We start from the raw sequence: 25,075 nt of genomic DNA, 5'->3' as shown, positions 1-25,075 counted from the left end.
ATGAAGCTGGCAGCAACGTTCCAAACACCCCGTCGACACTCGATGCTGAGTGCCATCTCCGGCGGCCGACTCGGCCGCAGTCGGGAACCTCAGCGATTCCCCGCGGAGGCCGAGCGCCTCGTCACCGCGGCGGAACTCAAGCGACTGACTGCGTGAGCAGGACGCTGGTCACTCTGCGGTGACCCGCGCCGATGCATCACCCAGAGAGATCACGTCGCCGACGGCCAACTGCCTACCTCGTCGTGTTTCCACATCTCCGTTGACGGTGACGAGACCGTCAGAGATGACCTCCTTGGCCTCGGCCCCGGACTCGATGAGATTGGCCAGTTTCAGGAACTGACCGAGCCGGATTCCGTCTTCCCGGACTGGCACATCGAACGCGTCGTCGTCCATGTCTGAGATACTGCCTGACCGGCGAACAGTACGCACCGTTGAACCGCCGGTGAACTACCTTTGATCCATGGCGGTCGAGTCCCCATCTCACGTACACCCGGGTGCCCCCACAGATCCCGACGTCGCGGTGCAGCGGTCGGAACGCGCAGAGGCGGATCGCCGGTCGGCCGATCTACTCGAGCGCATCCGCCACCCTCGCGGATTCGGAAGCCACGCGCCACAGATCGCAGGGCTCGTCGTCGGGATCATGGCGACCATCGCGTTGCTGTCGAGCATCTTCCCGTTCTTCCGGCACTGGATTCACGTACCGCGCGACTACGTGGACGACTTCATCATCTCGATGCCCGACACGAGCTTCGCGTGGTCGTTCGTGTTGGCGCTCGTCGCCATCGCACTGACAGCCCGAAAACGCATCGCGTGGTGGATCTGCGTCATCTACCTGCTGCTGTTCATGGCAGGAAACGCGCTGCTCCTGTGGCAGCCGGTCGCCGACGACTTCGACGTCGACGACACCGAGCGGATGAACATCGTGATCGGTCTCGGTATCGATCTCGCGGCGCTGGTCTTCCTGCTTGTCACGTATCGGCAGTTCTATACCCGGGTTCGACGCGGCGCCCTGCTGCGCGCGCTCGTGGTGCTCGTGGTCGGACTTGCGGTGGCAACCGGCATCGGGTTCGCGTTGGTGTGGCTGTTCCCGGGCAGCCTCGAACGCTCCGAGCGTCTGCCCTACGCGTTCAACCGGGTCGTCGCGTTCGCCGCGATCGACCAGCGGACCTTCGACGGCCACCACACCTATCCGCCGGTCAATGGTGCTCTGGGCCTGTTCGGCGCACTCGCGCTGATCGTCGCGGCGTCGGTGCTGTTCCGATCGCAGCGGCTCAAGTCGCTGATGACCGCGACCGACGAACGACTGATCCGTGCGCTGATCGCGCGATTCAACGACGACGACTCGCTGGCCTACTTCTCGACGCGACGCGACAAAGCAGTCGTCTTCTCGCGCGATGGCCGCGCCGCGATCACCTACCGCGTCGAACTCGGTGTCGGGCTTGCCGGTGGTGATCCGATCGGCGACCCCGAGTCCTGGCCCGACGCGATCGCAGAGTTCCTGGTGCTGTGCGAGCGCTACGGGTGGCACCCCGCGGCGATGGGTTCCAGCGAACGGGGCGCGGCGGCATTCGAGGCCGCGGGATTCACGTCGCTGAACATCGGCGACGAGGCGATCCTGCACACACGGCAGTACACGATCAGCGGCCCGACGATGAAGGGCGTGCGCCAGGCGGTCACACGAACCCGACGTGCAGGCGTCACCACCCGCATCCGCAGGCACCGCGACATTCCGCCGACCGAGATGGTCGACGTGGTCGCGCGGGCCGACGCCTGGCGCGACACCGAGGAGGAGCGCGGCTTCGCGATGGCGCTCTCCCGCATCGGCGATCCCGCAGACGGCGACTGCCTGCTGGTGGAGGCGGTCCTGAATGAGGGTGAGCCCGACGAGAAGGTCGTCGGGATGCTGTCATTTGTTCCGTGGGGTCGGCGCGGGGTCTCGCTCGACCTGATGCGCCGCGACCGCAGCGGCATCAACGGTGTCGTCGAGACAATGGTCAGCGACCTGTGCCGCGACTCGGAGAACTTCGGGATCACCGACATCTCCCTGAACTTCGCGACGTTCCGCGCCGTGTTCGAGAAGGGCCAGGAGATCGGCGCGGGCCCCGTCATGCGCGGGAGCTATGCCGTGCTGATGTTCGGCTCCAAGTTCTTCCAGATGGAGTCGCTCTACCGGTCCAACGCGAAATACCTTCCCGACTGGCAGCCGCGATTCCTGTGCTTCGAGGACACCCGAATCCTGGCGCGGGCCGGTCTGGCGGCCGTCGTCACCGAGGGCTTCGTCAGGCTCCCCAGGTTCGGTCGCAAGCAGCAGTACACCGCGGGACAGTCGTCGATTCCCGCAGGCATCGATGTCGACGCGTTGATCGCTGAACTCGACGCCGAGGCGGAGGCGCAGAACGCGGTCGCGGCGCATCGTCCGGAACAGGTCAGGGTGCGGCTTGCCAAGCTGGACAGGATGATCGACGACGGCGTCGACCCGTATCCGCCAGCCGATCCGCCGTCGCACTCGATCGCGGAGGCCGTCGCCGCGCCTGCGGGCACGCCGGTGTCGATTGCCGGCCGCATCACGCGGCTCCGTGACTTCGGCAAGGTGGTCTTCGCCGATGTCCATGACTGGTCGGGGCAGGTGCAGATCCTGGTGGAGGCATCGCGACTCGATTCCGGCTCAAGGGATTTCGCGTCTGACGTCGACCTCGGTGATCTGGTCGAGGTGCACGGTGAGATGGGCACGAGCCGCAAGGGCGAGGTGTCGGTGCTCGTGGACCGCTGGGCGATGATCGGAAAGTCGCTGCGTCCGCTGCCCGACAAGTGGGCGGGCCTGACAGACCCGGAAGCCCGTGTGCGGCAACGATACGTCGACCTCGCGATCAATCCGCGTTCGCGGCAGTTGCTCGCCACGCGGAGCGTCGTGGTCAAGGCGCTGCGTGACTTCCTCTCTGCCCGTGGCTATCTCGAAGTCGAAACCCCGATTCTGCAGCAGATCCACGGTGGCGCGAACGCGACGCCGTTCACAACGCACATCAACGCCTACAATCTCGACCTCTACCTGCGCATCGCGCCGGAGTTGTATCTCAAGCGGTTGTGCGTCGGCGGCGTGGAGAAGGTGTTCGAGATCGGCAGGAACTTCCGCAACGAGGGCGTCGACTTCAGTCACAATCCGGAGTTCACGAGCCTGGAAGCCTATGAAGCGCACAGTGATTACCTGAAGATGCTCGATCTCACGCGCGAGATGATCCAGTTCGCGGCCACCGCCGCCTACGGTGAGCCGGTGATCGTGCGCTACGACGACGAGGGCAACGAGCAGCGAATCGACATCTCCGGACAGTGGCCGGTGAAGACCGTCTACGGGGTGGTGTCCGACGGCGCCGGCGAGGAGATCACGCCGGAGACGTCGGTGGAGCATCTGCGGGAGGTCTGCAAGCGCCTCGACATCGCGTTCCGTCCGGACTGGGACGCGGGCGCGATCGTGCAGGAACTCTACGAGCACCTCGGCGAAGACCGCACCACCTTCCCGACGTTCTACACCGATTTCCCGACGTCGGTCTCGCCGCTCACGCGGGCGCATCGCAGCGAGCCGGGAGTGGCCGAGCGATGGGATCTGGTGGCGTGGGGCGTCGAACTCGGTACCGCCTACACCGAGCTGACCGATCCGGTGGAACAGCGCAAAAGGCTTACCGCGCAATCGGTTCTGGCTGCCGACGGTGATCCGGAGGCAATGGAGCTCGACGAGGACTTCCTGCAGGCGCTCGAATACGCGATGCCGCCGACCGGTGGTCTCGGCGTCGGCGTCGACCGTGTGGTCATGTTGATCACGGGTCAGTCGATTCGCGAATCGTTGGCATTCCCGCTGGCCAAACCACAGGAGAACTGAGCGGTGGACGACGGTCGGCGCGAGGTCGATCGGCCGCCGCCGGGGCAGATCGTCGACGTCGACGGCCAACGCATTCACGTCGTCGACGAAGGGTCGGGTCGGCCACTGTTGCTCATGGCTGCGATGGGAAGCAACTGGTTCGATCTCGACCATCTCGCCGCACGACTCGTCGAGCGTGGTTGGCGGGTGGTCCGGTTCGACCGCCCGGGATATGGACTGTCCGAACAACTTTCGCGTGGCCGCGTGCTGACCCTGTCGCTCGAAGTCTCGTGGATGGCGGGCGTCCTGGATGCGCTGCGGATAGCAGAGCCCGTGACCGTCGTCGGACACTCGGTTGCCTCGCTGTATGTCGAGGCGTTTGCGCGAGTCCATCCCACGCGCACTGCGGGTGTTGTGATGCTCGACGGTTCTTACGTGCTGCTGCCGTGGCGGGTGGTGCCGCTCGGTGTACGAATCGACAACGCGCACAGGATGATCGACACGGGTAGGAGGGTGACGCAGCGGTTTCGGCTTCCGCGGCGTGGATTCTCGCGGGTGCGGACCGTCGTGCTGCCGAGGCCACCGGAGGGCTTCTATGATCACGAGCACTACTGGGCCGCAAAGGTCTTCGGCAACTGGCCGATGCTGCTCGCCACGATGGTGGAGAACGCTGCCTTCCCCGCGATCAACGCGTCACTGCGTCGCATGCGCAAAAATCATCCGATGCCACCGGTTCCGGTGATCGTGGTGGCCGCGCTCTCTGGTCCGAAGCCGTGGCAGCGTTTCTGGCTGTGGAAGCAGGCCCGCTATGCGCGGATGCTCGGTGGTCGGCTCATCCCGGTCGCCGCGCGCCACTTCGTCGTGCTGGAGATTCCCGACGAAGTCGCGGACGCGATCGATCAGGTGCGCTGATCGGCAGCGCGTTTCTTACCGCCCGGTAACCTGAGGTACCCATGACCGCGCGTCACACCTATGCTGTACGTCATGGCAGAGCTGACTTTCACCCCCACGGCCGACCTCGTCGACGAGATCGGTGCAGATGTCCGTAGCTGTGATCTCCAGTTCACCCAGTACGGCGGGGTCCGTGAGTTCGTCGGAACGGTGACAACGGTCCGCTGCTTCCAGGACAACGCGCTGCTCAAGTCGATCCTCGGCGAGTCGAATCCCGGCGGAGTGCTGGTGATCGACGGTGATGCCTCGGTGCACACGGCGCTGGTCGGCGACATCATCGCGGAGCTGGGCCGGTCGAACGGCTGGGTCGGGATCATCGCGAACGGCGCGATCCGCGACGCCAAGACCATCGGCGGGATGGAGATCGGCGTGAAGGCGCTCGGCACCAACCCCCGCAAATCCACCAAGACCGGAGAAGGTGAGCGCGACGTACCGGTGACGCTCGGTGGAGTCACCTTCACGCCCGGCGACACCGTGTACTCCGACGACGACGGCATCGTCCTCGTCGCGCCCTGACCTTTCTCGGCCTATCGACACTCTCTCGATCACTTTCACGCAGCAGGAGGCTCCGATGCCCAAGCCAACACCCGACTACTTCGAACGACTCGGCGCATTGGTCGCGATCGACAACGCTGCCGCACGCCCGACCCGATCGATTCTCGAAGCGTTCAGCGGCGTCGAAATGGCGACCATCCCTGTCGGCACCGCCGAGGATCTCGAGACCGCGGTGTCGCGGGCGCGGGCCGCTCAGCAGGGGTGGGCCAAGCAGTCACCCGCGGAGCGCGCGAAGGTGCTCAAGAAGTTCTCCGAGTTGGTGTTCGCCAACGCGGCGTCGTTGATGGATATCGCGCAGGCCGAGACGGGCAAGGCTCGCTCGTACGCGCAGGAAGAGGTTGTCGACGTCGCGCTCACCGCGCGGTACTACGCGACGCACGGCCCGAAGATGCTCGCCGAGCGCAAGGTGCAGGGGATGCTGCCCGGTGCCACCAAGGTGCGGGTGCGGTATCAGCCCAAGGGCGTCGTCGGAGTGATCAGCCCGTGGAATTACCCACTGACACTTGCTGTTTCGGATGCGGTCGCGGCCCTGCTCGCCGGCAACGGCGTGGTGATCAAGCCCGACAGCCAGACCCCCTACTGCGCGCTGGCGCTGGCCGAGCTGCTCTACGAGGCAGGTCTGCCGCCCGCGCTGTTCGCGGTGGTCCCGGGCCCGGGAAGTGTTGTGGGACAGGCCATCATGGCGACCTGCGACTACGTGATGTTCACCGGATCGTCGGAGACCGGAGCCTCGCTCGCCGAGCAGGCGGGGCGTCGACTCATCGGCTTCTCTGCAGAACTCGGTGGCAAGAACCCGATGATCGTGACGGCCAACGCCAAGATCGACCACGCCGTCGAAGGTGCTGCGCGAGCGTGCTATTCGAACTCCGGTCAGTTGTGCATCTCGATCGAGCGACTGTACGTCGACAAGGCGATCGCCGACGAGTTCACCGAGAAGTTCGGCACCTTTGTCCGCAACATGAAGCTCGGAGCCAACTACGACTTCAACGTCGACATGGGGTCGCTGGCTTCGGCTGCGCAGGTCGAGACCGCAGAAGCGCACGTCGACGATGCGGTGTCGAAGGGCGCGACGGTGGTCGCGGGCGGCAAGCGCCGCGCCGACCTCGGGCCCTTCTTCTTTGAGCCGACGGTCCTGTCGGGCGTGACCGACGAGATGACCTGCTTCCGTAACGAGACATTCGGCCCGGTGGTGTCGGTGTATCCGGTCGACTCAACGGACGAGGCGATCAAGCTCGCCAACGACACCGACTACGGTCTCAACGCGAGTGTCTTCGCGGGCAGCAGCGACGAGGCGCAGGCGATCGCGGAGCAGTTGCGTGCCGGCACCGTCAACATCAACGAGGGCTACGCGGCAGCGTGGGCGTCGACCGCGGCCCCGATGGGCGGCATGGGAATCTCGGGCGTCGGCCGCAGGCACGGCGAAGAAGGGCTGCTCAAGTACACCGAGCCGCAGACGATCGCCGAACAGCGCTTCATCGGCATCGACAAGGCTCCCGGAGTTCCGAAGAGTGTCTACCGCGCAGTCACCCCGCTCGCTGTGCGATCGCTGAAGTTCCTGCCGGGCCGGTAAACGTCGGGATCTCCCGCTACGGGCGATTCGTCGGGTTCTCGACCCCCGGACGCATGTGAGCCGTTACGGTTGGCCTCATGTCGCCGCAGCGCAGCGTACTCAAAACCGGTGTGATCTCGTGTGTGGTCGCGGCCGGTGTCGCAGGAACCGTGGCGGGTGCCCCGTCAGCCGAGGCCGCGCCGCGCCTTGCGGTCAGTTCGATCGCGACCGGGCTGAGTCACCCCTGGGATATCGTCACCGCGCCAGACGGCACGGCCCTCGTCACCGAGCGTGCCGGCCGCTTCGTGGCCATCAGACCAGGGCAGGCGCCGAAGACCATCCGGGTCGACCTGAGCGCGCTCTGGGTGCACCGCGAAGCCGGACTCATGGGTCTCGCGGTTGATCCGGGATTCGCGCAGAATCGTCGAATCTATTCGTGTCAGGCCGAGAAGGCCGGCACCGGATCGTCGGTCGCGCAGGGCGCCAAGATTCCGCAGGGTGTCGGAAGCGTGCCGCTGCCGTGGCCGAACACCGGGCAGCAGGTCACGGTGGCATCGTGGCGGGTGTCGCAGGACTGGTCGAGTATGCAGCGCGAACGGACGGTGCTGGCGGGTATCCCGTTGAACGCGGGCGGCAGGCATGCGGGATGCGGATTGGCGGCGGCGTCGGACGGGACACTGTGGATCGGCACCGGCGACAATGCGACGGCCGAGTATTCGCAGAGTCGAAAGTCGTTGGGCGGCAAGGTCCTACACGTCAATGCCGCAACCGGCCGGCCCGCTGCCGGTAACCCCGACCCCGCAAGTCCGATAGCGACGCTCGGCCACCGCAACGTGCAGGGCATCGCGCTGCAACCGGGTAGCGGACGGGTCTACTCGATCGAGCAGGGCACGAGCGCCGACGACGAGCTCAACCTCATCCGACCGGGCGCCAACTACGGCTACCGGCCCGACCGCGCGCCGGTGATCTACGACGAATCGGTGCCGATGACCGACCCCACGCGGGTGCCGGGTGCGGTCGGTCCGATCTGGAAATCGGGCGCGCCGACGATTGCGACGCCCGCACTCCAGTTCTTGCCGACCACCGGCTGGGGCGAGTGGAACGGGGCGGTCGTCATCGCCGCACAGAAGGCCAAGAAGTTGGTCGTGGTGAAGCTCGACGACAGCGGGACGCGGGTCGTCGACGTCGAAGAGGCACTGTCGGATCGGTACGGGCGACTGCGCGCACTGGCCGTCGACAGAGACGGCTCGCTTCTCGTCGGCACCGACACCGGTAAGGATCAGATCCTACGAATCCGCCCGGGAGCCTAGGTGTTGTGTGCGCTGTCGGTGACGGCACTTGTGTGTGACGGCAAACGTGTGTGACGACGACGTGGTGCGGCACGCGCACGAGGAAGCCAGACGAGTCAGTCGTCGAACCGCGTTGCGGATGACCGCAGCGGCCGGTGTTGCGGCCGCGGGGGTCGGTGCTGCGTCGCGACCCGCGCGCGCGTCCGCGCAACCCGGCGCGACCCGGGTCGTGGATCTGACCCATCGGCTCGGACCGGGTTTTCCGATGTGGCCCGGCAACCCGCCGGTGGTCAGCGTGCAGACGTCCCGAGTAGGGCCCGGCAACTCGGGCTTCGCCACCAGGTGGATGTCGTTTGCAGAGCACTCGGGAACCCACGTCGACGCCCCTGCGCACAAGATCGCAGGTGGACGAACCGTCGACGCCATACCGGCGCGCGATCTCGTGGTGCCGCTGGTGGTGATCAGCATCGCGGCCGCCGCGCGCGGTAATCGACGCGCGGTTCTGACCGAACGCGACGTCGAGGAGTACGAACGCGTTCACGGTCGCATTCCGCCACGTGCGTTGGTGGCACTGCACTCGGGGTGGCAACCCGCGACGGGCGGAGCCGACGCGCCAGGGTTCGATCCCACTGCGGCGCAGATGCTGGTGACCGAACGGGGAGTGTCGGCGCTCGGGACCGACACGTTGAGCGTCGACATCAGGGGAGCAGTCGGTGCGCATACCGCGATTCTCGGTGCCGGGCGGTACGCCGTCGAGGCGCTGGCCAATCTGACGGACGTTCCGCCCGCAGGGGCGCGCGTCGTCGTGGGTGCGCCTCGGTTCGCTGGTGGAACCGGCGGTCCGGCGAGGGTGCTCGCACTCGTCGACTGACGGACGCGCGCGTTCACAGACTTCTCCCAGCGAGAGTCCAGGGTCGCGGTAGCGAGGTCTCGGAATCTGGTAGTCGAACCCGAACCGAGACTTCTGCCTCACACCGAGATTCTGGAGGAATGATGACCGCACTTCTGGAGCGGCGCGACGTATCGCCGCCCGCCGACGATTCACCACCGACGCCAAGGCGTCGCCGATTGGCAAGGCGTCCGCTGTGGTGGAGTCCGTTCGCGCTCGCGGGACTCCTCGTATCGACCGCGGTGCTCTACCTGTGGAATCTCTCCGCCAGCGGATACGGCAACACCTTCTACGCGGCCGCGGCGTGGGCGGGCTCGCAGAGCTGGAAGGCCTGGTTCTTCGGAGCGCTCGACCCGTCGAACTTCATCACCGTGGACAAGCCCCCGGCGTCGCTCTGGATGACGGGACTGTCGGTGCGCGTCTTCGGGATGAACAGTTGGGCCGTGTTGGTGCCGCAGGCGCTGATGGGCGTCGCGGCGGTGGCGCTGATGTACGCGACGATGCGTCGAGTGATCACCGATCCGAGGCAGGGGACCGCTGCGGGACTGATCGCGGGCGCGGTGCTCGCCTTCACCCCTGCGGCCGCGTTGATGTTCCGCTTCAACAACCCCGACGCACTGCTGGTGCTCTTGATGGTTGCCGCGGGGTACTGCCTGGCACGGGCGATCGCGACGAACTCCGGCCGGTGGCTGGCGCTGGTGGGTGTCGCGCTCGGCTTCGCATTCCTGACGAAGATGTTGCAGGGCCTGTTGGTGCTGCCCGCGTTCGGTCTCGCCTACCTGCTGTTCGCAAACAACGGTTGGCTCAAGCGAATCGGGCAACTCGTCGTCGCGGCTGTGGCTCTCGTGGTGTCGGCCGGATGGTTCGTGGTGGCGACGATCCTGACACCTGCCAGCTCACGTCCCTACATCGGCGGCTCGACGAACAACACGTTCATGGATCTCGTCTGGGGCTACAACGGCGTCGGACGCATCAGCGGCGGTTCGGGCGGAGGCCCTGGCGGCGGCGGTGGTGGCGCAGGAGGTTCGTTCGGCGGATCGACGGGCCTGAGTCGGCTCTTCAGCTCGGAGATGGGCAACGAGATCTCATGGTTGCTCCCTGTCGCGCTCTTCGCCATTGCCTTCTGCGTGTACCTGATGATCCGCAGCTTCCCGATCTTCAACTATCGCAACGGTATTCATCGCACCGAGGCCGGCGCGGTTGTCGCCTGGGGTGGCTGGTTGCTGATCACCGCGATGATCTTCAGCTACATGAGCGGCACCATCCATCCCTACTACACGGTGGCGCTGGCGCCTGCTGTTGCCGCGATGGTTGCGCTCGGTGGAGTATTCGCGTGGCGTCGTCGAGCCAACTGGGACGGCCGAATCGCGTTGAGCGCCATGATCGGTCTGGCAGCATGGTGGTCGATCGTCCTGCTCAACCGCAACGAATGGGGTCCGGTCTGGTGTAGGTGGGTTATCGGCGCTGTGGCCGTGCTCGCAGTGATCGGCGTGCTCGCCGGAGGTGCGCTCGGACTCAAGAAGCTGTTCGTGGCTTCGGTGATCGCGGGAGCGATCGCGGGATTCGCAGGGACAGCGGCATTCTCGATCGCCACGGCCGCGACGGCACACCACGGGTCGATCCCGACAGCAGTACAGACGAGCGGCGTTCAGGGTGGCATGGGCGGACCGGGCGGGGGCGGTCCGAGCGGCTCGCGAGGCGGCAGCGCACAGAACGGCGGCGCGCAGAATGGCACAGCGCAGAACGGCACCGCGCAGTCGGGTTCGGGACAGCCGGGAATGGGTCAGCCTCCCAACGGAACTCAGTCGAACAGCGGGAATCAGTCCAACGGCGGAACCCAGAGCACGCGCTCGTTCGGTGGCGGCATGGGTACGGGCGGTCCGGGCGGCGAGTCGTCGACCAATGCCGAACTGGTGAAACTGCTCCAGAACACCAACAGCACCTGGGCGGCGGCGACCAACGGCTCGCAGTCGGCGGCGAACATCGAGATCGCGACGGGGAAGTCCGTCATGGCGATCGGCGGGTGGAGCGGCGATCCCGCACCGACGCTCGACGAGTTCAAGCAGTACGTGAAGGAAGGCAAGATCGCGTACTACATCGGCGGTGGTCAGGGTGGCCCCGGAGGCAACTCCGCGATCTCCACCTGGGTGGCCCAGAACTTCACTGCCACAACGGTCGGAGGCACCACGGTCTACAAGCTGACGTGACACGCCACGAGTTGACGTAGGGTCAAAGCACCATCGGCGGCCCACCTTTCGCGCCGAGCGCGGGGGTGGGTCGCCGATGTCGTCAGGCGATGCGGACACACGCCGAGCAGAAGCCGACCGAGCATTTGGAGAGCCATGACCGAGAAGATCACCGAGTTCAGCCGAGACGGATGGACCTTCGACGTCGTCGATTCCGGTCCGATACCCGGTGCGGCGTCGGACATTCCGGTGATACTGCTGCACGGCTTTCCGGAGCGGGCGTCGTGTTGGGAGGACGTGACACCGCTGCTCAATGAGCGCGGATTGCGCACCGTCGCACCCGATCAGCGTGGCTATTCGCCTGGCGCGCGGCCACAGTCGGTGCGCGACTACAGAATTGACGAACTCGTCGACGACGTCATCGCGTTGGCGGATGCGCTCGACGCGCCACGTTTCCACCTTGTCGGGCACGACTGGGGCGCGGCGGTCTCGTATGCGGTCGCAACCCGTCACCCTGATCGGGTGGCCACGTTGACGACGTTGGCCGTTCCACACACCGGTGCCTTCTTGCGTGCAATGCCCCGCGGCCAGGCGTTGAAATCGTGGTACATGGGGTTCTTCCAACTGCCCAAGGTGCCCGAGAAGTTGATTGCGTACGGCGCGAAGCACGGCGGCGGCGCGGGTGGGCGACTGGAGATGTATCCCGGCTTCTCCGAACGACTCTCACGCGAGATCGTCGACTACGGCGCACTCACCGGAGGGATCAACTGGTATCGCGCAATGCGGTTCTCGTCGATCGGTTCGTTGGCAGGAGACAAGGTGCGGGTGCCCACCACCTACCTCTACGGCGACAAGGATCGCTTCTTGAGTAAGGCGGGGGCGCGCGCGTGCTCTGAATTCATCGACGCCCCATACGAATTCGTGGTCTTGCCAGGCGTCGACCATTGGATGCCGCAGCGTGCTCCCGAGGCGATCGCCGACGCGATCACCGCGCGGGTGGAGTCCCTGCAGGACTGAGACTCTGCTGACGGACTGAGAAGCTACTGGCGGTGCCGTCGCCAGCGCAGCACGACCAGTAGTGCGATCGCGAGCGCCGCGAGTGCTCCGCGGATCGCCCCGAATGCGATCGGCATCGCCGGGTTCGTCGCGGGAACCTCTGTCCGCCCCGAGCTGATGCGCGCGAAACCCGCTCTCGCGGCGTCGGATTCGGCAACGGGATCGGATGTCGCCGGTGCCGGTGCCGGTGCCGGTGCCGCAGGCGCTGGGGCCGGCGCAGACTCCTGGACACCCGGGGGCTCGGAAGCCGGAGTCGATTGCGCATCCGCCTCGAACAAGGTCGGTTCGTCCGCCGCAGCAGCCGCGGGAGGAGTTGTCTTCGGGGGAGCCTTCTTCTCCGCGGCCTTGGTCGGCGGTGCCTTCTTTGCTGCGTTCTTTGCCGCAGACGGAGTCGCGGCGCCCTTCGCCGGGGCGCTCTTCTTTGCCGCGGTGGTCTTCTTCGCTGTGGTCGCCTTTTTTACCGGCGCGCTCTTCTTGGCTGCAGGCGCCTTCTTCGCAGGAGTGCTCTTCTTGGCGGGCGCTGCTTTCTTCGCCGCGGGAGAGGCCGGGGAGGACTCATCAGCAGGGGACTTCTCGGCAGGAGACGTATCCGCAGTCGACTTCTCGGCGGGCGACGCTTGCGCGGGCGCGGCCTTCTTGGCGGCGTCGTTCGTCTCGTCGGCGGCAGGTGTGCGCGACGCGTCGTCGGACGGTGTTTCGCCGGAAGTCGGGTCTGTCATGTCGGGACGCCCCCTGGGGTCGGTCTGGATGGTCCTCATCGTAAGCGCGGCGTCGAAGCAGTTGGAGATGTTCGAGCCGTTGGTGATGTTCGACGCCGCGCGAGGGTTGCGTGCGGTGTTGCTACGTGCGGACGCCGAGTCGGGCCATGATGTCGGCGTCGATGGCGCTCAACTCGTTCTCGACCGCCCTGTGTGCGGTCTTGCGCTGCTGCGCCGGCATCGGCTCGGCGGCGTCGACGGCGATGGCGAGATTGTCGAGGCGAGCGGTCATGGCGTCGACGAACTGCTTGGTGTCCGACGACGTGTCCTGCGCGGATACCTTCTGCAGTGACGTGCGCAGGGCCTCGATGCGGGCCAGTAGGGGCGCGCCGCTGCCCGAGTACTTGACCAACTGTGCCGGCGACACGCCGATGCGCTTGGCTTGGAGTTCGGTGATTTTGCCGCGGCCGGCGACGGCGAGGCGGTAGATCACGGGCACTGCGATGGGCGCGACGAGGCGTGTGACGGTGAGGAACCGCTTGACGCTCGCGGGGCTGAACGGCTTGGCGTCGGCAGTGGCTTTCGCTTTCGCGGCAACGGTTTTCGCCTCGGCCTTGGCCACCTTCTGAGCCGCCTTTGCCTCGGCCTTCAAGGTCTTGCGCTGTGCCTTGAGTTCCTTCTCGACGATCTTCTTGCGTGACTTGCGCAGTTCCTTGGACGCCCTGCGCCTGTCCTTCGCGGCCAGCTTCGCGTCGAGCTTCGCCTTGGCCTTGAGTGCCTTGGTTTCTGCGCGTCGTTGAGCACGAGTCTTACCGTCGGACGAGAACAATCCCATGCGGGCACCTTTCCCTGCGCCAGTTTGCTACAAGCATTGCATAGGCTCGATACAGACCGATCACATCCGTCGCACCGGCGGTGTGATCGACAGCCCAGATGTCTGATGAGCCGGTGAGAATCGAGGTGGGGTGTGGCCGCGGCCGTGTTGCATCCGCGCGACCTGGCGGGATGCGAGCATCGGGTCGCCCTGGACTTCAGCCATCCCGACCTCGTCCGCGGCCGTGCAGACACCCCCGAGGCCGCCCGTCGCAAGGAGTCCGCGCAGCTACGGCGTGAGCGTATCCGCGACTTTCTCCTCGGACTCCACAGCGGCGAACCGTCGAACACGTTTGTTGTCGTCGGCGACGGGCCACACTCAGAGCGCGTTGCTGCCACCCGAGAGGCTTGCTCGTCGGGTGCGCGGTGGATCTGGAATGCGACGCTGCCGACAGACCGCGAACACGGCAGACGAGGGCATTCAGAGCTCCTGCTGCGCGTCGGCGAGGCCGACGACGCGGCGTCGGGCTACATCCCGATCATCGTGGTGAACCATCGCGTGACGTATCCGGCGAAGAACCCGCGTCTGCACACCGCCGAGGTACCGACCCTCGTCACCAGTCCGCTGTGGGGGTGGATTCCGGCGCCCGACCCGTTCCGATCACCCCGAAGCAACCGCCGCGACCAGCTACGACTGGCGCATTTGACGCAGATGCTCCTCGACGAGGGACTCTCGCCCGACGTCGAAGAAGACGAGTTGCGCGCGGGGGTCATCGGACTCGACGCCGACTGCATCGTCGTGCACAGGGTAGGGACGTCGCTGCCCGACTATCGCGAGGTATTCGACCGTAGGCAGCGCGTCGCGGCGGGGGAGATCGCGACCACGCCGCGTCGGATCGGTGAGTGCCGCGGGTGCCCGTGGTGGGGTCGGTGTGGCCCTGAGCTGGAGGAACGTCGGGATGTCAGCCTCGTCGCCAACGGCAACCAGGGCGACGCGTTGCGCGCAGTCGGGATCACGACCATCGATCAACTCGCCCGCTTCGACGGCGACCCGCCGGCAGACTGGCCCGCCAACCAGAGCTTCGACGACGCGGTGATCTGCGCGATTGCGTGGCTCGCCGACATTCCGCTCGTCCGTCGCGTCGAGGAGCCGACTGTCGCGCGGGCCGACGTCGAGGTCGACGTCGACATGGAGAGCTTCGGCGAGGACGGCGCGTATCTGTGGGGCACGCTGCTGACCGACAACACCGACCCTGGTCGGGACGTCGTCTATCGCGGATTCGCCACCTGGACACCGCTGCCGACGGCCGACGAGGGCCGGGCGTTCGCCGAGTTCTGGACGTGGTTGATGGCCGAGCGCGCCGACGCCCACGCGGCAGGCAAGACCTTCGCCGCGTACTGCTACTCGCAGCAGGCCGAGAACAGGTGGCTGCGCGCGTCTGCCGAGAGGTTCAGTGATCAGCCGGGTGTGCCGACGCCGAACGAGGTCGAGCAGTTCATCGCGTCCGACGAGTGGGTCGACATCTTCGAGGCGGTGGGACGCAACTTTGTCGCACCGAACGGCAAGGGGCTCAAACGTGTTGCGCCCGTTGCCGGTTTCGGGTGGCGCGATGCTGAGGCCGGGGGCGAGGCGTCGATGGACTGGTACCGACGGGCGGTCGGGATCGGGGGCGTCGACGTCGACCTGAGTCAGCGTTCCCGCCTGCTCGAATACAACGAGGACGACGTGCTCGCCACGAAGGTCCTACGCGAGTGGATGGACGGCTCGGCCGTCGACGAGCTCCCGTTCGCCGACGACCTACTCGCTTTCCGACGCTCAGGCGCGAGTCGAGCGGAGGGCGTCGAGGAACGAACCGCTTCCGAGTAGCGCGACAGCGCCGAGAAGCAGCAGTGCGCCCGGCGCGATATCGGCGATGAAGCCCGTGAAGCTGCTCAGGCTGATGCCACCCGACGTCGCCGGCGCCGGTGATGCCTGCGCGGCGGCCGGGCCGGAGCCGCTGCCGTTGGTCGACGCCGAACCACCACCCTGTGTGCTCGAGGTGCTGCCCGGCTGCGAGCTGTTCGCCGACGATCCGCCGCCGGTCGAGGGACTCTGGGGCTGCGCGGGCGCAGCGGCGGGCGGCGCGGCCATCGGGACCGCGAACGCGGCTGCGGGAGGTTGCGCGGCCGGTCCGGGTGCGCTGCGGCCGGGACCGGGATTCGACGGTCCGGAACCTCCGGGTGGGCTGGGCGGTGGGTTGCCGCCCGGGCCCGCACCCGAGCCGGCGTGGGTTGTCGCGGTGGTCGGCGAGGTCTTGGTGCTCGTTGTGGTGCCGGGCTTGGTTGGGGCGCCGGGGTCGGTTGAGGTGCTCGGGTCCGTGGTTGTGCTCGGGTCCGTGGTGGTGCTCGGGTCCGTGGTGGTGCCGGGGATGGACGGCGTTGTCGACGACCCGTCGGTCGTCGTCGGATTCGCGGTAGTCGAGTTCTCGCCGGTCGTGGGGTCGACTGTGGCCGTCGGTTTCGGCGTGTGGGTGTGATGGTGGCCGTGGCCGCCGCCTTGATTGCCGCCGCCGTGATTACCGCCGCCGTGCGAGCTGGAGTGGTCGGAGCCGCCGTGTCGGGAACCCGAGTCGGTGTCGGGTCCGTCGGCCCAGCCGATGCCGCTGCCGATGGCCAAGAGAAGTGCTGCGGACAGTGCGAGAATCAACGCAGGGGTGCGCGGCCGCCTCGGGCGGCGGTTGCTGCTGACGCGATGCGTCATACTGCGCTCCTGTCGGTTTCACGTCGTGATCGGCCGAGTAAACGGTACCGTGGTCCACATAACGGCGGATCCTGTGATCAGATCGAGATGAAATGTTCACCCGCGGGGAGGTGTTCGTGATCAAACTGTGAATAATGCCACAGGGCGTTAAGGTAATGGTGTTGTGGCTGGTTGCCAGCTCGCACACGGGGGGACGTTGTGCGTCTAGCATGCCCATCGTTGCATTGGGGATGCGTGTCGGGCTTTAATGTTTGCAAGTTCAAATGTCGGCTTTCGGAGAGTTGAATGACGTCACAAGGGACGGATAACCCCATGGGTGACGCCGGTAGGGGTGGGTCCGACGAACGCTCCACGTCCGTCGATCCGGGTTTATTTGCTCGACGGCTCGAAGAGCTGTTTCGTACGGTGCCAGGACCCAACGGACGCGCGTACAGCGCCAAGGCGATCGCAGCCAGGAGTACGGAGCGCGGATTCAGGCTGGGCGAGTCGTACCTCAGTCAGCTTCGTTCGGGTAAGGCCAAGTCGCCGTCGTTCAGGACGGTCGAGGGAATTGCTGCAGCTTTCGGGGTGGATGTCCACTACTTCCTCGAAGATCGCGCAGCGCAACGTACTCGCGACGAGATCGATTTGATGCGGCTTCAGGCCGACACCGACGTCCAGCTCGCGGCGTTCCGACTGGCCGGACTGTCGAGTGATTCGGTGACAGTGGTCAACGAGCTGATCAAGGTTCTGCGCGAGCAGCAGGGGCTGCCGAAGGATCCGCCAGACGTCGTCGCTGCCGGTTTGACCGACGACGAGGTAGACGCCATCGAGGCGCGCCTTCGCGTCGTCGGCTTGTCCAACGACGACTAGTACTGACGTCCCCGCGGCATCGTGACGTCGAACAAGTCGGTCGATGAGGGTTCCCGCCGCAGTCAGCGGGCGCTGTGGGCACTGGTTCGCCGGTCGCTCGACGGCCTCGACCTCGACCTTCCGCTCGACGTCGGCCAGCTCTGCGAGCGGTACGGCGAGCGGCGGGGACGTCCGATCCGGCCACTCCCGTACGCGCTACCCGCGGGAATGCCAAACGGTGTCTGGTTGGCGGCCAAAGACGCCGACTACTTCTTCTATCAGGAGAACACGTCGTCGTTGCACCGAGATCAGATCATCGTGCACGAGTTCGGTCATCTCATCGCAGGTCACCAGATGCTCGGCGAGGCGTCACTGACCGGGCCATTGGCGGCTTCCGGCGACGAATCCGACGCCGCGCTGCGTCGAACGTGCTATTCCGACGACCGCGAGTGGGAAGCCGAGACGTTGGCTTCTATGATTCTGACGTGGGCACAGTCGGCGGGTAACAGCGTCGGGACGACGGCCGACAACAAGGAAGTGCGGGGCCTACAGCGGCTCCTCGGGGGTCATAAAGGCTGGCTGTGAGGTGACTTCAGATGACCGACGTGATCAATCTCGTCGCGCTCGTCGCCTTCGTGCTTGCGCTGTGTTGGCGTCTGGACAAGATCAGGCGGGGTAGCGGCGGCCTGCAGGCCATCGCGATGACGGTGGCGATTGCTGCGCTGACGCTGGCGTTCGTGGTCAGCACCAGGACGAGCGCGCACTTCCTCGACGAACACGTCTATGCGGGTAGTTCGCGCTGGTTGTACTACGCCCTGCTCGCACTCGGTGTGGCGGCATTGGTCATCGTGTTCTTCTTCCCCACCGCTCGCGCCAGTCGCGAGCGGCGTGCCGGTCACGAAGCCTTCCCACTTGTCGTCGCACTGATCGGCCTGCAGGTTGCGTTGGTGTTCACCCCGGACTCGTTGCGCACGTCGTCGGTCAGCGAGTGGAGCTTCAAGAACTGGGGATTTGCGCTCTTCTACATCATTGCCAGCGCGTATCTCGCGTACGGATTCGGTGCGTGCGTGCGCAATGTGTTCAAGTTCTATCGAGTGTCGCAGGGGTACCTCCGGTTCTCGCTCGCGCTGCTCCTCACGGGTTTCGGTTTGCTCGCTTTTGCGTCCGTCCTGCAGGTACTCGCGGTCGTCGGAAGTGCGAGCGGTCTCGTCGGAGCGGTCAATTCGCTGATCGCGGTGCGGACGCTCGACATCGTCGGGATCGTCGCATTCCTGCTGGGCATCAGCTTTCCGATGCTGCATTCGCGGTGGACCGAGTTGGCCGCACGGCGTCGTCATCGGCGTGCCGTCGCAGCTCTCGAACCGTTGTGGAGCCTTGTGACGAGCGCGATCCCCGAGGTCGTGCTGCCTGAGGCGGGCAAATCGCCGACGCGACGCCTGCACCGTCAGGTCATCGAGATTCGCGACTCGCTCACGCAGTTGAGCCCGCTGGTTCCCGAGGAATTCGACGACGTCGACGACGAGGTGAAGGTCGCGATGCTGCGCGACGCCGTCGAGGCCTACCGCGACGAAGGCGGAGCGTCGGGGCCGGTGCGCCCCATGGTGCCCGCTGACGGAACCGGACTCGACGCCGAGGCCGCACCCCTCATCCGACTGTCACGGTTCGTCGTCGAGGATTCCGGGCGCGACGATCCCGCCGACGACGATCCTGCCGACTACTTCGAAGGGTCCGGCGATCCTGGCCATGGGCCGCGGCCGCCAGCCGTGCGCGGGGTCGAGGCTCGCGACTGACCCCGCACAAGACGGTCGGTGCAGCTCAGCGAGGCGCCATCCGGAGTGCGCCGTCCATTCGGATGGTCTCGCCGTTGAGGTAGTTGTGCTCGACGATGAACTCCGCGAGCTGGGCGTACTCTGCCGGCTCGCCGAGGCGGTGCGGGAACGGAATGGCCTCGGCCAGCGTCTTCTGGAACTCCGGGGTGATGCCCGCGAGCATCGGCGTGCTGATCGTTCCCGGCGCGATGGTGCAGACGCGAATGCCGACGCGTGCGAGGTCGCGCGCCGCCGAGATCGTCATTGCGTGAACGCCGCCCTTCGACGCCGCGTACGCGATCTGACCGATCTGGCCCTCGAATGCCGCCACCGATGCGGTGTTGACGATGACGCCGCGTGCGCCGTCGTCATCCACGGTCGATTCGTCCTTCATCTGGTTGGCAGCGAGCCGCATGACGTTGAACGTGCCGACGAGGTTGATATCGATGATCTTGCGAAACAGGTCCAGATCGTGCGGACCATCCTTGGTCAGGATGCGCGACGCCCAGCCGACCCCCGCGCAGTTGACCGCAACACGAAGTGGAGCACCGGCCGCGGCGATGGTGTCGATGGCCGACTGCACCTGCGCCTCGTCGGTGACGTCGGTGGGGATCAGGGTGATGCCATCGGTCGGCTCGGCCTTGTCGATCGACGGCTGCAGATCAAGGCCGAAGACCTGTGCGCCCGCGGCAGCGAACCGGGCGGCCGTCGCGGCTCCGAGTCCGGATGCGGCGCCGGTGACGAGTACAGAAGAGCCGGAGATATCCATCGGGGTTTCCCTTCGTTCGGTAGCTGATCTGCCTCACCATAAATGGTGGGCTCAGCACAGTTAGTAGGAACCCCTACTAAAACCGACCGATCGCTCGGGAAACTACAGGCTTTGCGGTATCACTCCTGGTCAGATGCATGCCCGCTATGTGCGGGTTCTGCTGCGGGTGCCGTTGCGGCCAGCGCCGCCGCGCGGTGGACCCGGTGGATGTAGTACGAACCGATTCCAACGATGGCAACCACAGCCGACAGCGTTGCGATGACCGTGACAGACGACGAATCGCGCAGACCCTCGAAGAGAAGCCATGCGGCAAACCCGAAGAAGAGCACGGACGCGCCGATCGCAATGGTTCGCTCGGGCAGGTGCTTGCCGAGGAGTGCGCCAACAGCGATGGCCAGCGCGTCGGCGGCGACCATGCCGATCGTCGAACCGATCCACACGCCGAGCCAGTCGCTGTGGGCTGAGAGTGTGATGGTGGCGAGCATCGTCTTGTCGCCGAGTTCGGCGAGGAAGAACGACGACATCACCGCGAAGAACACCGACTTGCCGACGCGATCGGCTTTGCCTTGCTCGGAGTCGTCGAGGCTGTCGCCGCGAAGCGTCCAGAGGCCGAAGATCAACATTGCGATACCCGCGACGATCGACATGACGTTCGTCGGGATCGACAGGCCGAGGAAATGGCCGAAGAACACGGAGACCGCGTGGACGGCGGTCGTGGCAACGGTGATCGCGAGCAGGACGATCCACCACTTGTAACGCAGGGCGTACGTCATGGCCATCAGCTGCGACTTGTCGCCCAGCTCGGCGACAAAGATCACGCCGAAGCTCAACAGGAGGGCAGCAATCATGAAGTCGAGGTTAGCCAGACCTCAACTGCGATTGCAACAGATCGCAAACCCGCATTTGTGCAGGTAGGGGGCACAAAATCCGAAGTTCGGGTACCCGTCAAACGGCCGTTCGGACTCTCTCAGGCGACGAGCAGCATCGCCAGGACAGCGGTGTCGGGGTCGGCGTTGGGGTCGATCCCGACTTTGTTGCGCAGGTTGACCACCGTGCCGTCGGCTTCGGCTTCGGCCCACCCGGCACGGTGTTCGAGTCCGAGTTCCGGCAGTCCGGGAAGCAACACACAACCCGACGCGACGTCGGCGCATTCGGGAAGCGAGGGACGGGTGCGCGACGGCGGATGCAGCATCACCAACGCGGGTGGATTGCTGTCGAGCCGGCCTGCTTCGACAAAGCTGTCGTCGACGACGTTTCCGATCGCGACCATCATGCCCACGGCGGGTTCGTCGAGGTCGTCGGGGTGTTCTTCGACGACTCGAAAGATCGTCGTGGTGGGTAGGAAGCCGGGGCGGCACGCGATCCGCACCGAGGCGACGAGCGTCTGGGTCCACTCGAGGGTCGATTCCGGCCAGCGTCCGGAGATGAGGATTCCGTTGAGATGCCCGTGTTGTTGAACCGGTGTGAGTCCGATCGGGACAGAGGACTGCATGTTCTGACCTCCCTGTTCGTGAGATGAGAATCCACCCACTGCGCGGCGTCGTCCAGTCGAAGCGCCGTGTTGTGACGCTTCGTTTACACGAAGTAACGGCAGACGCGGCCCAGGCGTGGTCGGGGTCACCAGGCACTATGGATACGTGCACTCACCGTCCGAAATGCCCGACGCAAAGACTCGCGGCGCGTTGCGTCCGCTCGAGATCGCCTGGATCGCGATCTTCGGTGGCCTTGCTGTCGCGGCGGTCGTCATCGGATCGGTCATCCCGCTGGCCAGCGCTGTTCGTGTGCTCGCGCCTGTTCCGCTCGCGTTGATCGGGGCCCGTACTCGGCCCCGCGCGATGGTCGCGGCGACCGTATCCACCGCGGCCGTGAGTTTCGCGATGGCCGGAACCAGGGCGGCGACCGCACTGCTCGCCGCTGCAGTCGTCGGAGGCATCGTCGGCGAGATCAAACGACGCGGACACGGTTGGCCGACGCTTTTGGGGGTGTCGGCGCTAGCGGCTCCTCTGATCGGCGGTGTGTCGGTCGTCGTCTTGCTGGTGCTGGTGCCGCTGCGCGAGTTGGTGATCAAAGCGACGACGAACACCATCGGCGGACTCGCCAAGTGGGTCGAGAAGGTGCCGTCGGCGCAGCCGTTGGCCGACGGCATCAACGGGCTACGCCACAGCATCGAGCAGTACTGGTGGGTCTGGATCTGGGTAATGGGCGGCGTGGGAACCTTCATCACGATGGTGGTGGCCTGGTGGATTCTGGGTGCGGTGATCGATCGGCTCGCCGACATCCCCAGCGAAGACACCCTCGACGACGCCGTTGACGACGATCGGCCGGTGGTACCCCTGCCACTCGAGCTCGACCGCGTCGGGTTCTCCTACCAGCCGGGTGGACCCGAAGTCCTCGCCGACATCGAGCTCCGGATCGAACCGGGCGAGTTCATCGCTGTCGTGGGAGCAAACGGGTCGGGCAAGTCGACGCTCTCGAAGATCCTGGCGGGTCGGCGCCCGACGAGCGGAGCGGTGCACAGGCCCGGCGCCGCGGGGCTCGGTATGCACCGCGGAACGGCGATGGTGCTGCAGCGTCCCGAGACGCAGATGCTCGGCGCGCGCGCTGCCGACGACGTCGTATGGGGACTGCCGGAGGGAACCGAGGTCGACGTCGACGGTCTGCTGGCCGAGGTGGGACTGGCGGGGCTCGGCGACCGCGAGACGTCCGACCTCTCCGGCGGTCAGCAGCAGCGGCTGTCCATCGCGGCTGCTCTCGCTCGCGATCCTGCGCTGCTCATCGCCGACGAGGTGACGTCAATGGTCGACCCTGCCGGTCGCGCCGAACTCCTCGAGGTACTCAGCGATCTTCCGCGCACTCGCGGTATCGCCGTCGTCATGATCACCCACAGGGCGATCGAGGCGGTCGCCGCCGACCGGGTCGTGCATCTCGTGGCGGGTCGCATCGTGCCGTATCGCCCGAATTGGTTGTCGGAGTTGCACGAGGTCGAGGCGGGAGCCGCCAAGAGGTTCGAACTCGACGCGTCGTGGCACGAGGCGTCGAGCGGGGACGTGGTCTCGGGGCCGGAGCCGACGAGCGAACCTGTGCTGTCGTTGAGCGGCGTCGGACACACGTATCTGCGCGGATCGCCGTGGGAAGTGAACGCACTCCACGATGTGAACCTCACGGTGCATCGGGGCGAGGGACTGTTGATTGTCGGCGGAAACGGTTCCGGCAAAACAACTCTCGCGTGGATCATGGCAGGACTCATCGAGCCGACCGAGGGCAGTTGCCTGCTCTACCTCCCGGAACGACCTGGGCAGGGTGAGCCGGTGAGCAAGCACGTCGGCGAGGTCGGGCTGGCGTTCCAACACGCGCGGCTGCAGTTGCAGAAGCAGAACGTCGGCGACGACATCATGGCGGTGGGCGGTCTCAAGATCGGCACGACCGAGGTGGCGCACACGCTCGAATCCGTCGGCCTCCCACGGACCATGGCGATCCGTCGGGTCGACGCGCTCAGCGGCGGGCAGATGCGACGTGTCGTGCTCGCCGGACTGATCGCGCGAGCGCCCCAGGTGATGATCCTCGACGAACCGCTCGCAGGTCTCGACCCCGTGGCGCGCGACGACGTCGTGGCACTGCTGGCGAGACTTCGCGCCGGCGGGATGACCATTGTGATCATCTCGCACGACTTCGCCTCACTGGGCCAACTGTGTACCCGACGCGTGCGCCTGGCCGACGGAACACTGGTGCCCGACCCGGCGCCCGGATACGACCCGGCGGGCCCAGATCACTACACAGGGCCAGAGAACCCGGCAGGCCCAGGAAGCCCCGCTGGCGCAGATAGCCCGACGCAATGGAGGATGCCATGAGCATGCGGACCATCCCGCTGCGGCAGGTGCCCGGCGACTCTCCGATTCACCGACTTTGGGCGGGCACCAAGCTGATCGGCGTGTTCGTGCTGGGGCTGATGACCGTGGTGCTGCCGACCTGGCCGTCGTTGGGGCTCGTCGCCGGGGTCATGCTGGTCACCGCCATCATCGCCGGAATCCCCGTCGGTGCGCTTCCCCGACCGCCCTGGTGGTTCTGGGGACTGATCGCCGTCGGCGCCGGGGTCAATGCGTCGTTCGGTCTCGAGGCGATCATCCTCTTCCTCCGTGCCACCGCATTGGGGCTGGTGCTGGTCGCGAGTTCGATCCTGGTCATCTGGACGACCCCGATGGCCGAGGTCGCCCCTGCTCTCTCACGGCTGATGTGGCCGCTGCGAAAGCTGAAGATGCCGGTCGACGAATGGGCCGTGTGCATTGCCCTCTGTCTACGTGGCCTGCCGCTGCTGATCGATGAGATCCGACTACTCGTCGCGGTCCACCGCCTTCGCCCGACATCGGGGCGGTCGGATCACCCGTCGGCCGAGATGGGGATCATGGACATGGTGACCGCGGCGATGTCGTCGGCGCTGCGTCGGAGTTCGGAGATGTCGGAGGCGATCACCGCCCGCGGCGGCACCGGCCGACTCACCGCGACGACGGCCGGCCCGCACCGGCGCGACGTGATCGCGCTCGTGCTGCTGGCGCTCGTCTGCGCCGTGGCGATCACGCTCTCCGTCGTGCTGTAGGTGGCCTCGACTGTCGAGATCACTCCCGCTGGTTGAGCGGACGGGAACTCGACCAGCCCCACGCCCGATCCGTATGACATTGGGCCGCGGTTTTCGGGCTGCGCGTCATACTGATCGGCGGCGTCGACCCGGGTTCAGCGGCCTGGCCTGTCGAGGTCACTTCCGCGGGGTGGGCCCTGTTTCCGCTGGTTGAGCGGGCGCGAGCGCAGCGAGCACCCGAGTCGAAACCACCTTCGCGGGCACAGTCGACTGCGGGGCGGTGGTCTCGACAAGCTCGACCAGCGGGGACGTGCTCGACGAGTGGGTGGTCTCGACAGGCTCGACCAGCGGTGGGAGCTCGACCAGCGGTGGGAGCTCGACGAGTGGGTGGTCTCGACAAGCTCGACCGGCGGAGCCGCTTGACCAGCGAGAGATCAGCTCGGCCGCCAAACGCCCGCAACGCAACGCGGCGGCCACCCGAAGGTGGCCGCCGCGTGTGGTTCGCGTGTGTTTACCTGCTA

22 protein-coding genes are annotated in these 25,075 nt (G+C 66.2%); 15 read left to right on the top strand and 7 right to left on the bottom strand.

The window, feature by feature from the left end:
* Complete coding sequence (locus A5788_RS24175) at positions 1–156, top strand: hypothetical protein (RefSeq protein WP_197494607.1); 156 nt, start codon at positions 1–3, stop codon at positions 154–156.
* Between the two features lie 12 nt (positions 157–168).
* Here A5788_RS24175 and A5788_RS22945 read toward each other — a convergent pair whose 3' ends face one another.
* Positions 169–393: an RNA-binding S4 domain-containing protein gene (locus tag A5788_RS22945; RefSeq protein ID WP_049700253.1), complete on the bottom strand. Its 225-nt coding sequence runs from the start codon at positions 391–393 to the stop codon at positions 169–171.
* A 67-nt stretch (positions 394–460) separates the two neighbouring features.
* Between A5788_RS22945 and lysX the strand changes: the two genes are divergently transcribed.
* From lysX to A5788_RS22905, 8 genes are all read left to right on the top strand, one after another.
* Positions 461–3,871: a bifunctional lysylphosphatidylglycerol synthetase/lysine--tRNA ligase LysX gene (gene lysX / locus A5788_RS22940; protein ID WP_152930127.1), complete on the top strand. Its 3,411-nt coding sequence runs from the start codon at positions 461–463 to the stop codon at positions 3,869–3,871.
* A gap of 3 nt (positions 3,872–3,874) precedes the next feature.
* Positions 3,875–4,762, top strand: a complete 888-nt coding sequence (locus A5788_RS22935; RefSeq protein ID WP_197494606.1) for an alpha/beta fold hydrolase — start codon at positions 3,875–3,877, stop codon at positions 4,760–4,762.
* A gap of 60 nt (positions 4,763–4,822) precedes the next feature.
* Positions 4,823–5,317, top strand: coding sequence for a ribonuclease E activity regulator RraA (gene rraA, locus A5788_RS22930; protein WP_049700252.1), 495 nt, complete (start codon positions 4,823–4,825; stop codon positions 5,315–5,317).
* Positions 5,318–5,345: 28 nt separating this feature from the next.
* Positions 5,346–6,926 carry a succinic semialdehyde dehydrogenase gene (locus A5788_RS22925; RefSeq protein ID WP_268760681.1) on the top strand — a complete coding sequence of 527 codons (1,581 nt, stop codon included), beginning with the start codon at positions 5,346–5,348 and terminating at the stop codon, positions 6,924–6,926.
* A gap of 77 nt (positions 6,927–7,003) precedes the next feature.
* On the top strand, positions 7,004–8,215 hold the full coding sequence (locus A5788_RS22920) for a PQQ-dependent sugar dehydrogenase (protein WP_049700250.1): 1,212 nt from the start codon (positions 7,004–7,006) through the stop codon (positions 8,213–8,215).
* 46 nt (positions 8,216–8,261) lie between these two features.
* Positions 8,262–9,065 (top strand): cyclase family protein, encoded by an 804-nt coding sequence (locus tag A5788_RS22915; protein ID WP_049700319.1) that lies wholly within the window; start codon positions 8,262–8,264, stop codon positions 9,063–9,065.
* A gap of 122 nt (positions 9,066–9,187) precedes the next feature.
* Entirely contained in the window at positions 9,188–11,290 is a 2,103-nt protein-coding gene (locus tag A5788_RS22910) for an ArnT family glycosyltransferase (protein ID WP_049700318.1), read from the top strand.
* A 135-nt stretch (positions 11,291–11,425) separates the two neighbouring features.
* Positions 11,426–12,286, top strand: a complete 861-nt coding sequence (locus A5788_RS22905) for an alpha/beta fold hydrolase (protein ID WP_049700249.1) — start codon at positions 11,426–11,428, stop codon at positions 12,284–12,286.
* Positions 12,287–12,309: 23 nt separating this feature from the next.
* Here the strand turns inward: A5788_RS22905 and A5788_RS22900 are convergent, their stop codons facing one another.
* Together A5788_RS22900 and A5788_RS22895 are read right to left on the bottom strand one after the other, a co-directional pair.
* Positions 12,310–13,044: a hypothetical protein gene (locus A5788_RS22900; protein WP_231894317.1), complete on the bottom strand. Its 735-nt coding sequence runs from the start codon at positions 13,042–13,044 to the stop codon at positions 12,310–12,312.
* 121 nt (positions 13,045–13,165) lie between these two features.
* Positions 13,166–13,858 carry a DUF6474 family protein gene (locus A5788_RS22895; RefSeq protein ID WP_049700247.1) on the bottom strand — a complete coding sequence of 231 codons (693 nt, stop codon included), beginning with the start codon at positions 13,856–13,858 and terminating at the stop codon, positions 13,166–13,168.
* 132 nt (positions 13,859–13,990) lie between these two features.
* Between A5788_RS22895 and A5788_RS22890 the strand changes: the two genes are divergently transcribed.
* Positions 13,991–15,703, top strand: coding sequence for a TM0106 family RecB-like putative nuclease (locus A5788_RS22890; protein WP_049700246.1), 1,713 nt, complete (start codon positions 13,991–13,993; stop codon positions 15,701–15,703).
* Here A5788_RS22890 and A5788_RS22885 read toward each other — a convergent pair.
* Positions 15,653–16,576: a hypothetical protein gene (locus A5788_RS22885; protein WP_049700245.1), complete on the bottom strand. Its 924-nt coding sequence runs from the start codon at positions 16,574–16,576 to the stop codon at positions 15,653–15,655. The genes A5788_RS22890 and A5788_RS22885 overlap by 51 nt on opposite strands.
* Positions 16,577–16,888: 312 nt before the next feature.
* On the opposite strand from A5788_RS22885, the gene A5788_RS22880 reads away from it, so the two are divergent.
* The 3 genes from A5788_RS22880 to A5788_RS22870 are packed head-to-tail and all read left to right on the top strand — an operon-like array spanning position 16,889 to position 19,197.
* Positions 16,889–17,428, top strand: a complete 540-nt coding sequence (locus A5788_RS22880) for an XRE family transcriptional regulator (protein ID WP_414651994.1) — start codon at positions 16,889–16,891, stop codon at positions 17,426–17,428.
* Positions 17,429–17,449: 21 nt separating this feature from the next.
* Positions 17,450–17,992, top strand: coding sequence for a hypothetical protein (locus A5788_RS22875; protein WP_049700243.1), 543 nt, complete (start codon positions 17,450–17,452; stop codon positions 17,990–17,992).
* 11 nt (positions 17,993–18,003) lie between these two features.
* The gene (locus A5788_RS22870; RefSeq protein ID WP_049700242.1) at positions 18,004–19,197 is read left to right on the top strand and encodes an MAB_1171c family putative transporter; all 1,194 of its coding nucleotides are present in this window, start codon (positions 18,004–18,006) and stop codon (positions 19,195–19,197) included.
* Positions 19,198–19,222: 25 nt separating this feature from the next.
* Here the strand turns inward: A5788_RS22870 and A5788_RS22865 are convergent, their stop codons facing one another.
* The 3 genes from A5788_RS22865 to A5788_RS22855 all read right to left on the bottom strand — a co-directional run bounded on the left by A5788_RS22865 (position 19,223) and on the right by A5788_RS22855 (position 21,476).
* Complete coding sequence (locus A5788_RS22865; protein WP_049700241.1) at positions 19,223–19,984, bottom strand: SDR family NAD(P)-dependent oxidoreductase; 762 nt, start codon at positions 19,982–19,984, stop codon at positions 19,223–19,225.
* A gap of 119 nt (positions 19,985–20,103) precedes the next feature.
* On the bottom strand, positions 20,104–20,832 hold the full coding sequence (locus A5788_RS22860; RefSeq protein WP_049700240.1) for a TMEM165/GDT1 family protein: 729 nt from the start codon (positions 20,830–20,832) through the stop codon (positions 20,104–20,106).
* A 119-nt stretch (positions 20,833–20,951) separates the two neighbouring features.
* A complete protein-coding gene (locus tag A5788_RS22855) occupies positions 20,952–21,476 on the bottom strand; it encodes a hypothetical protein (RefSeq protein WP_049700317.1) in 525 nt (174 codons plus the stop codon).
* Positions 21,477–21,639: 163 nt separating this feature from the next.
* Here A5788_RS22855 and A5788_RS22850 point away from each other — a divergent pair, with 163 nt between their 5' ends.
* Both A5788_RS22850 and A5788_RS22845 read left to right on the top strand, forming a co-directional pair.
* The gene (locus A5788_RS22850) at positions 21,640–23,832 is read left to right on the top strand and encodes an ABC transporter ATP-binding protein (RefSeq protein WP_231894318.1); all 2,193 of its coding nucleotides are present in this window, start codon (positions 21,640–21,642) and stop codon (positions 23,830–23,832) included.
* On the top strand, positions 23,829–24,575 hold the full coding sequence (locus A5788_RS22845; protein WP_049700316.1) for an energy-coupling factor transporter transmembrane component T family protein: 747 nt from the start codon (positions 23,829–23,831) through the stop codon (positions 24,573–24,575). Before A5788_RS22850 ends, A5788_RS22845 begins: the two co-directional genes overlap by 4 nt.
* The last annotated feature ends 500 nt before the right edge of the window (positions 24,576–25,075 follow it).

Source organism: Gordonia sp. 852002-50816_SCH5313054-c, from assembly GCF_001665925.1.
Classification (GTDB): domain Bacteria; phylum Actinomycetota; class Actinomycetes; order Mycobacteriales; family Mycobacteriaceae; genus Gordonia; species Gordonia jacobaea.
The sequence above is the reverse complement of the archived record's forward strand: the minus strand, read 5'-3'. Positions and strand labels throughout refer to the sequence as shown.

Excerpts from the sequence above, each read along its gene's own strand:
- A5788_RS22945 (WP_049700253.1), bottom strand. The coding sequence starts at position 393 with ATGGACGACGACGCGTTCGATGTGCCAGTCCGGGAAGACGGAATCCGG.
- A5788_RS22865 (WP_049700241.1), bottom strand. The coding sequence starts at position 19,984 with ATGGATATCTCCGGCTCTTCTGTACTCGTCACCGGCGCCGCATCCGGA.
- lysX (WP_152930127.1), top strand. The coding sequence starts at position 461 with ATGGCGGTCGAGTCCCCATCTCACGTACACCCGGGTGCCCCCACAGAT.
- A5788_RS22910 (WP_049700318.1), top strand. The coding sequence starts at position 9,188 with ATGACCGCACTTCTGGAGCGGCGCGACGTATCGCCGCCCGCCGACGAT.
- A5788_RS22920 (WP_049700250.1), top strand. The coding sequence starts at position 7,004 with ATGTCGCCGCAGCGCAGCGTACTCAAAACCGGTGTGATCTCGTGTGTG.
- A5788_RS22855 (WP_049700317.1), bottom strand. The coding sequence starts at position 21,476 with ATGCAGTCCTCTGTCCCGATCGGACTCACACCGGTTCAACAACACGGG.
- A5788_RS22860 (WP_049700240.1), bottom strand. The coding sequence starts at position 20,832 with ATGATTGCTGCCCTCCTGTTGAGCTTCGGCGTGATCTTTGTCGCCGAG.
- A5788_RS22845 (WP_049700316.1), top strand. The coding sequence starts at position 23,829 with ATGAGCATGCGGACCATCCCGCTGCGGCAGGTGCCCGGCGACTCTCCG.
- A5788_RS22850 (WP_231894318.1), top strand. The coding sequence starts at position 21,640 with ATGCCCGACGCAAAGACTCGCGGCGCGTTGCGTCCGCTCGAGATCGCC.
- A5788_RS24175 (WP_197494607.1), top strand. The coding sequence starts at position 1 with ATGAAGCTGGCAGCAACGTTCCAAACACCCCGTCGACACTCGATGCTG.
- A5788_RS22900 (WP_231894317.1), bottom strand. The coding sequence starts at position 13,044 with ATGACAGACCCGACTTCCGGCGAAACACCGTCCGACGACGCGTCGCGC.
- A5788_RS22905 (WP_049700249.1), top strand. The coding sequence starts at position 11,426 with ATGACCGAGAAGATCACCGAGTTCAGCCGAGACGGATGGACCTTCGAC.
- A5788_RS22880 (WP_414651994.1), top strand. The coding sequence starts at position 16,889 with ATGGGTGACGCCGGTAGGGGTGGGTCCGACGAACGCTCCACGTCCGTC.
- rraA (WP_049700252.1), top strand. The coding sequence starts at position 4,823 with ATGCTGTACGTCATGGCAGAGCTGACTTTCACCCCCACGGCCGACCTC.
- A5788_RS22870 (WP_049700242.1), top strand. The coding sequence starts at position 18,004 with ATGACCGACGTGATCAATCTCGTCGCGCTCGTCGCCTTCGTGCTTGCG.
- A5788_RS22885 (WP_049700245.1), bottom strand. The coding sequence starts at position 16,576 with ATGACGCATCGCGTCAGCAGCAACCGCCGCCCGAGGCGGCCGCGCACC.
- A5788_RS22895 (WP_049700247.1), bottom strand. The coding sequence starts at position 13,858 with ATGGGATTGTTCTCGTCCGACGGTAAGACTCGTGCTCAACGACGCGCA.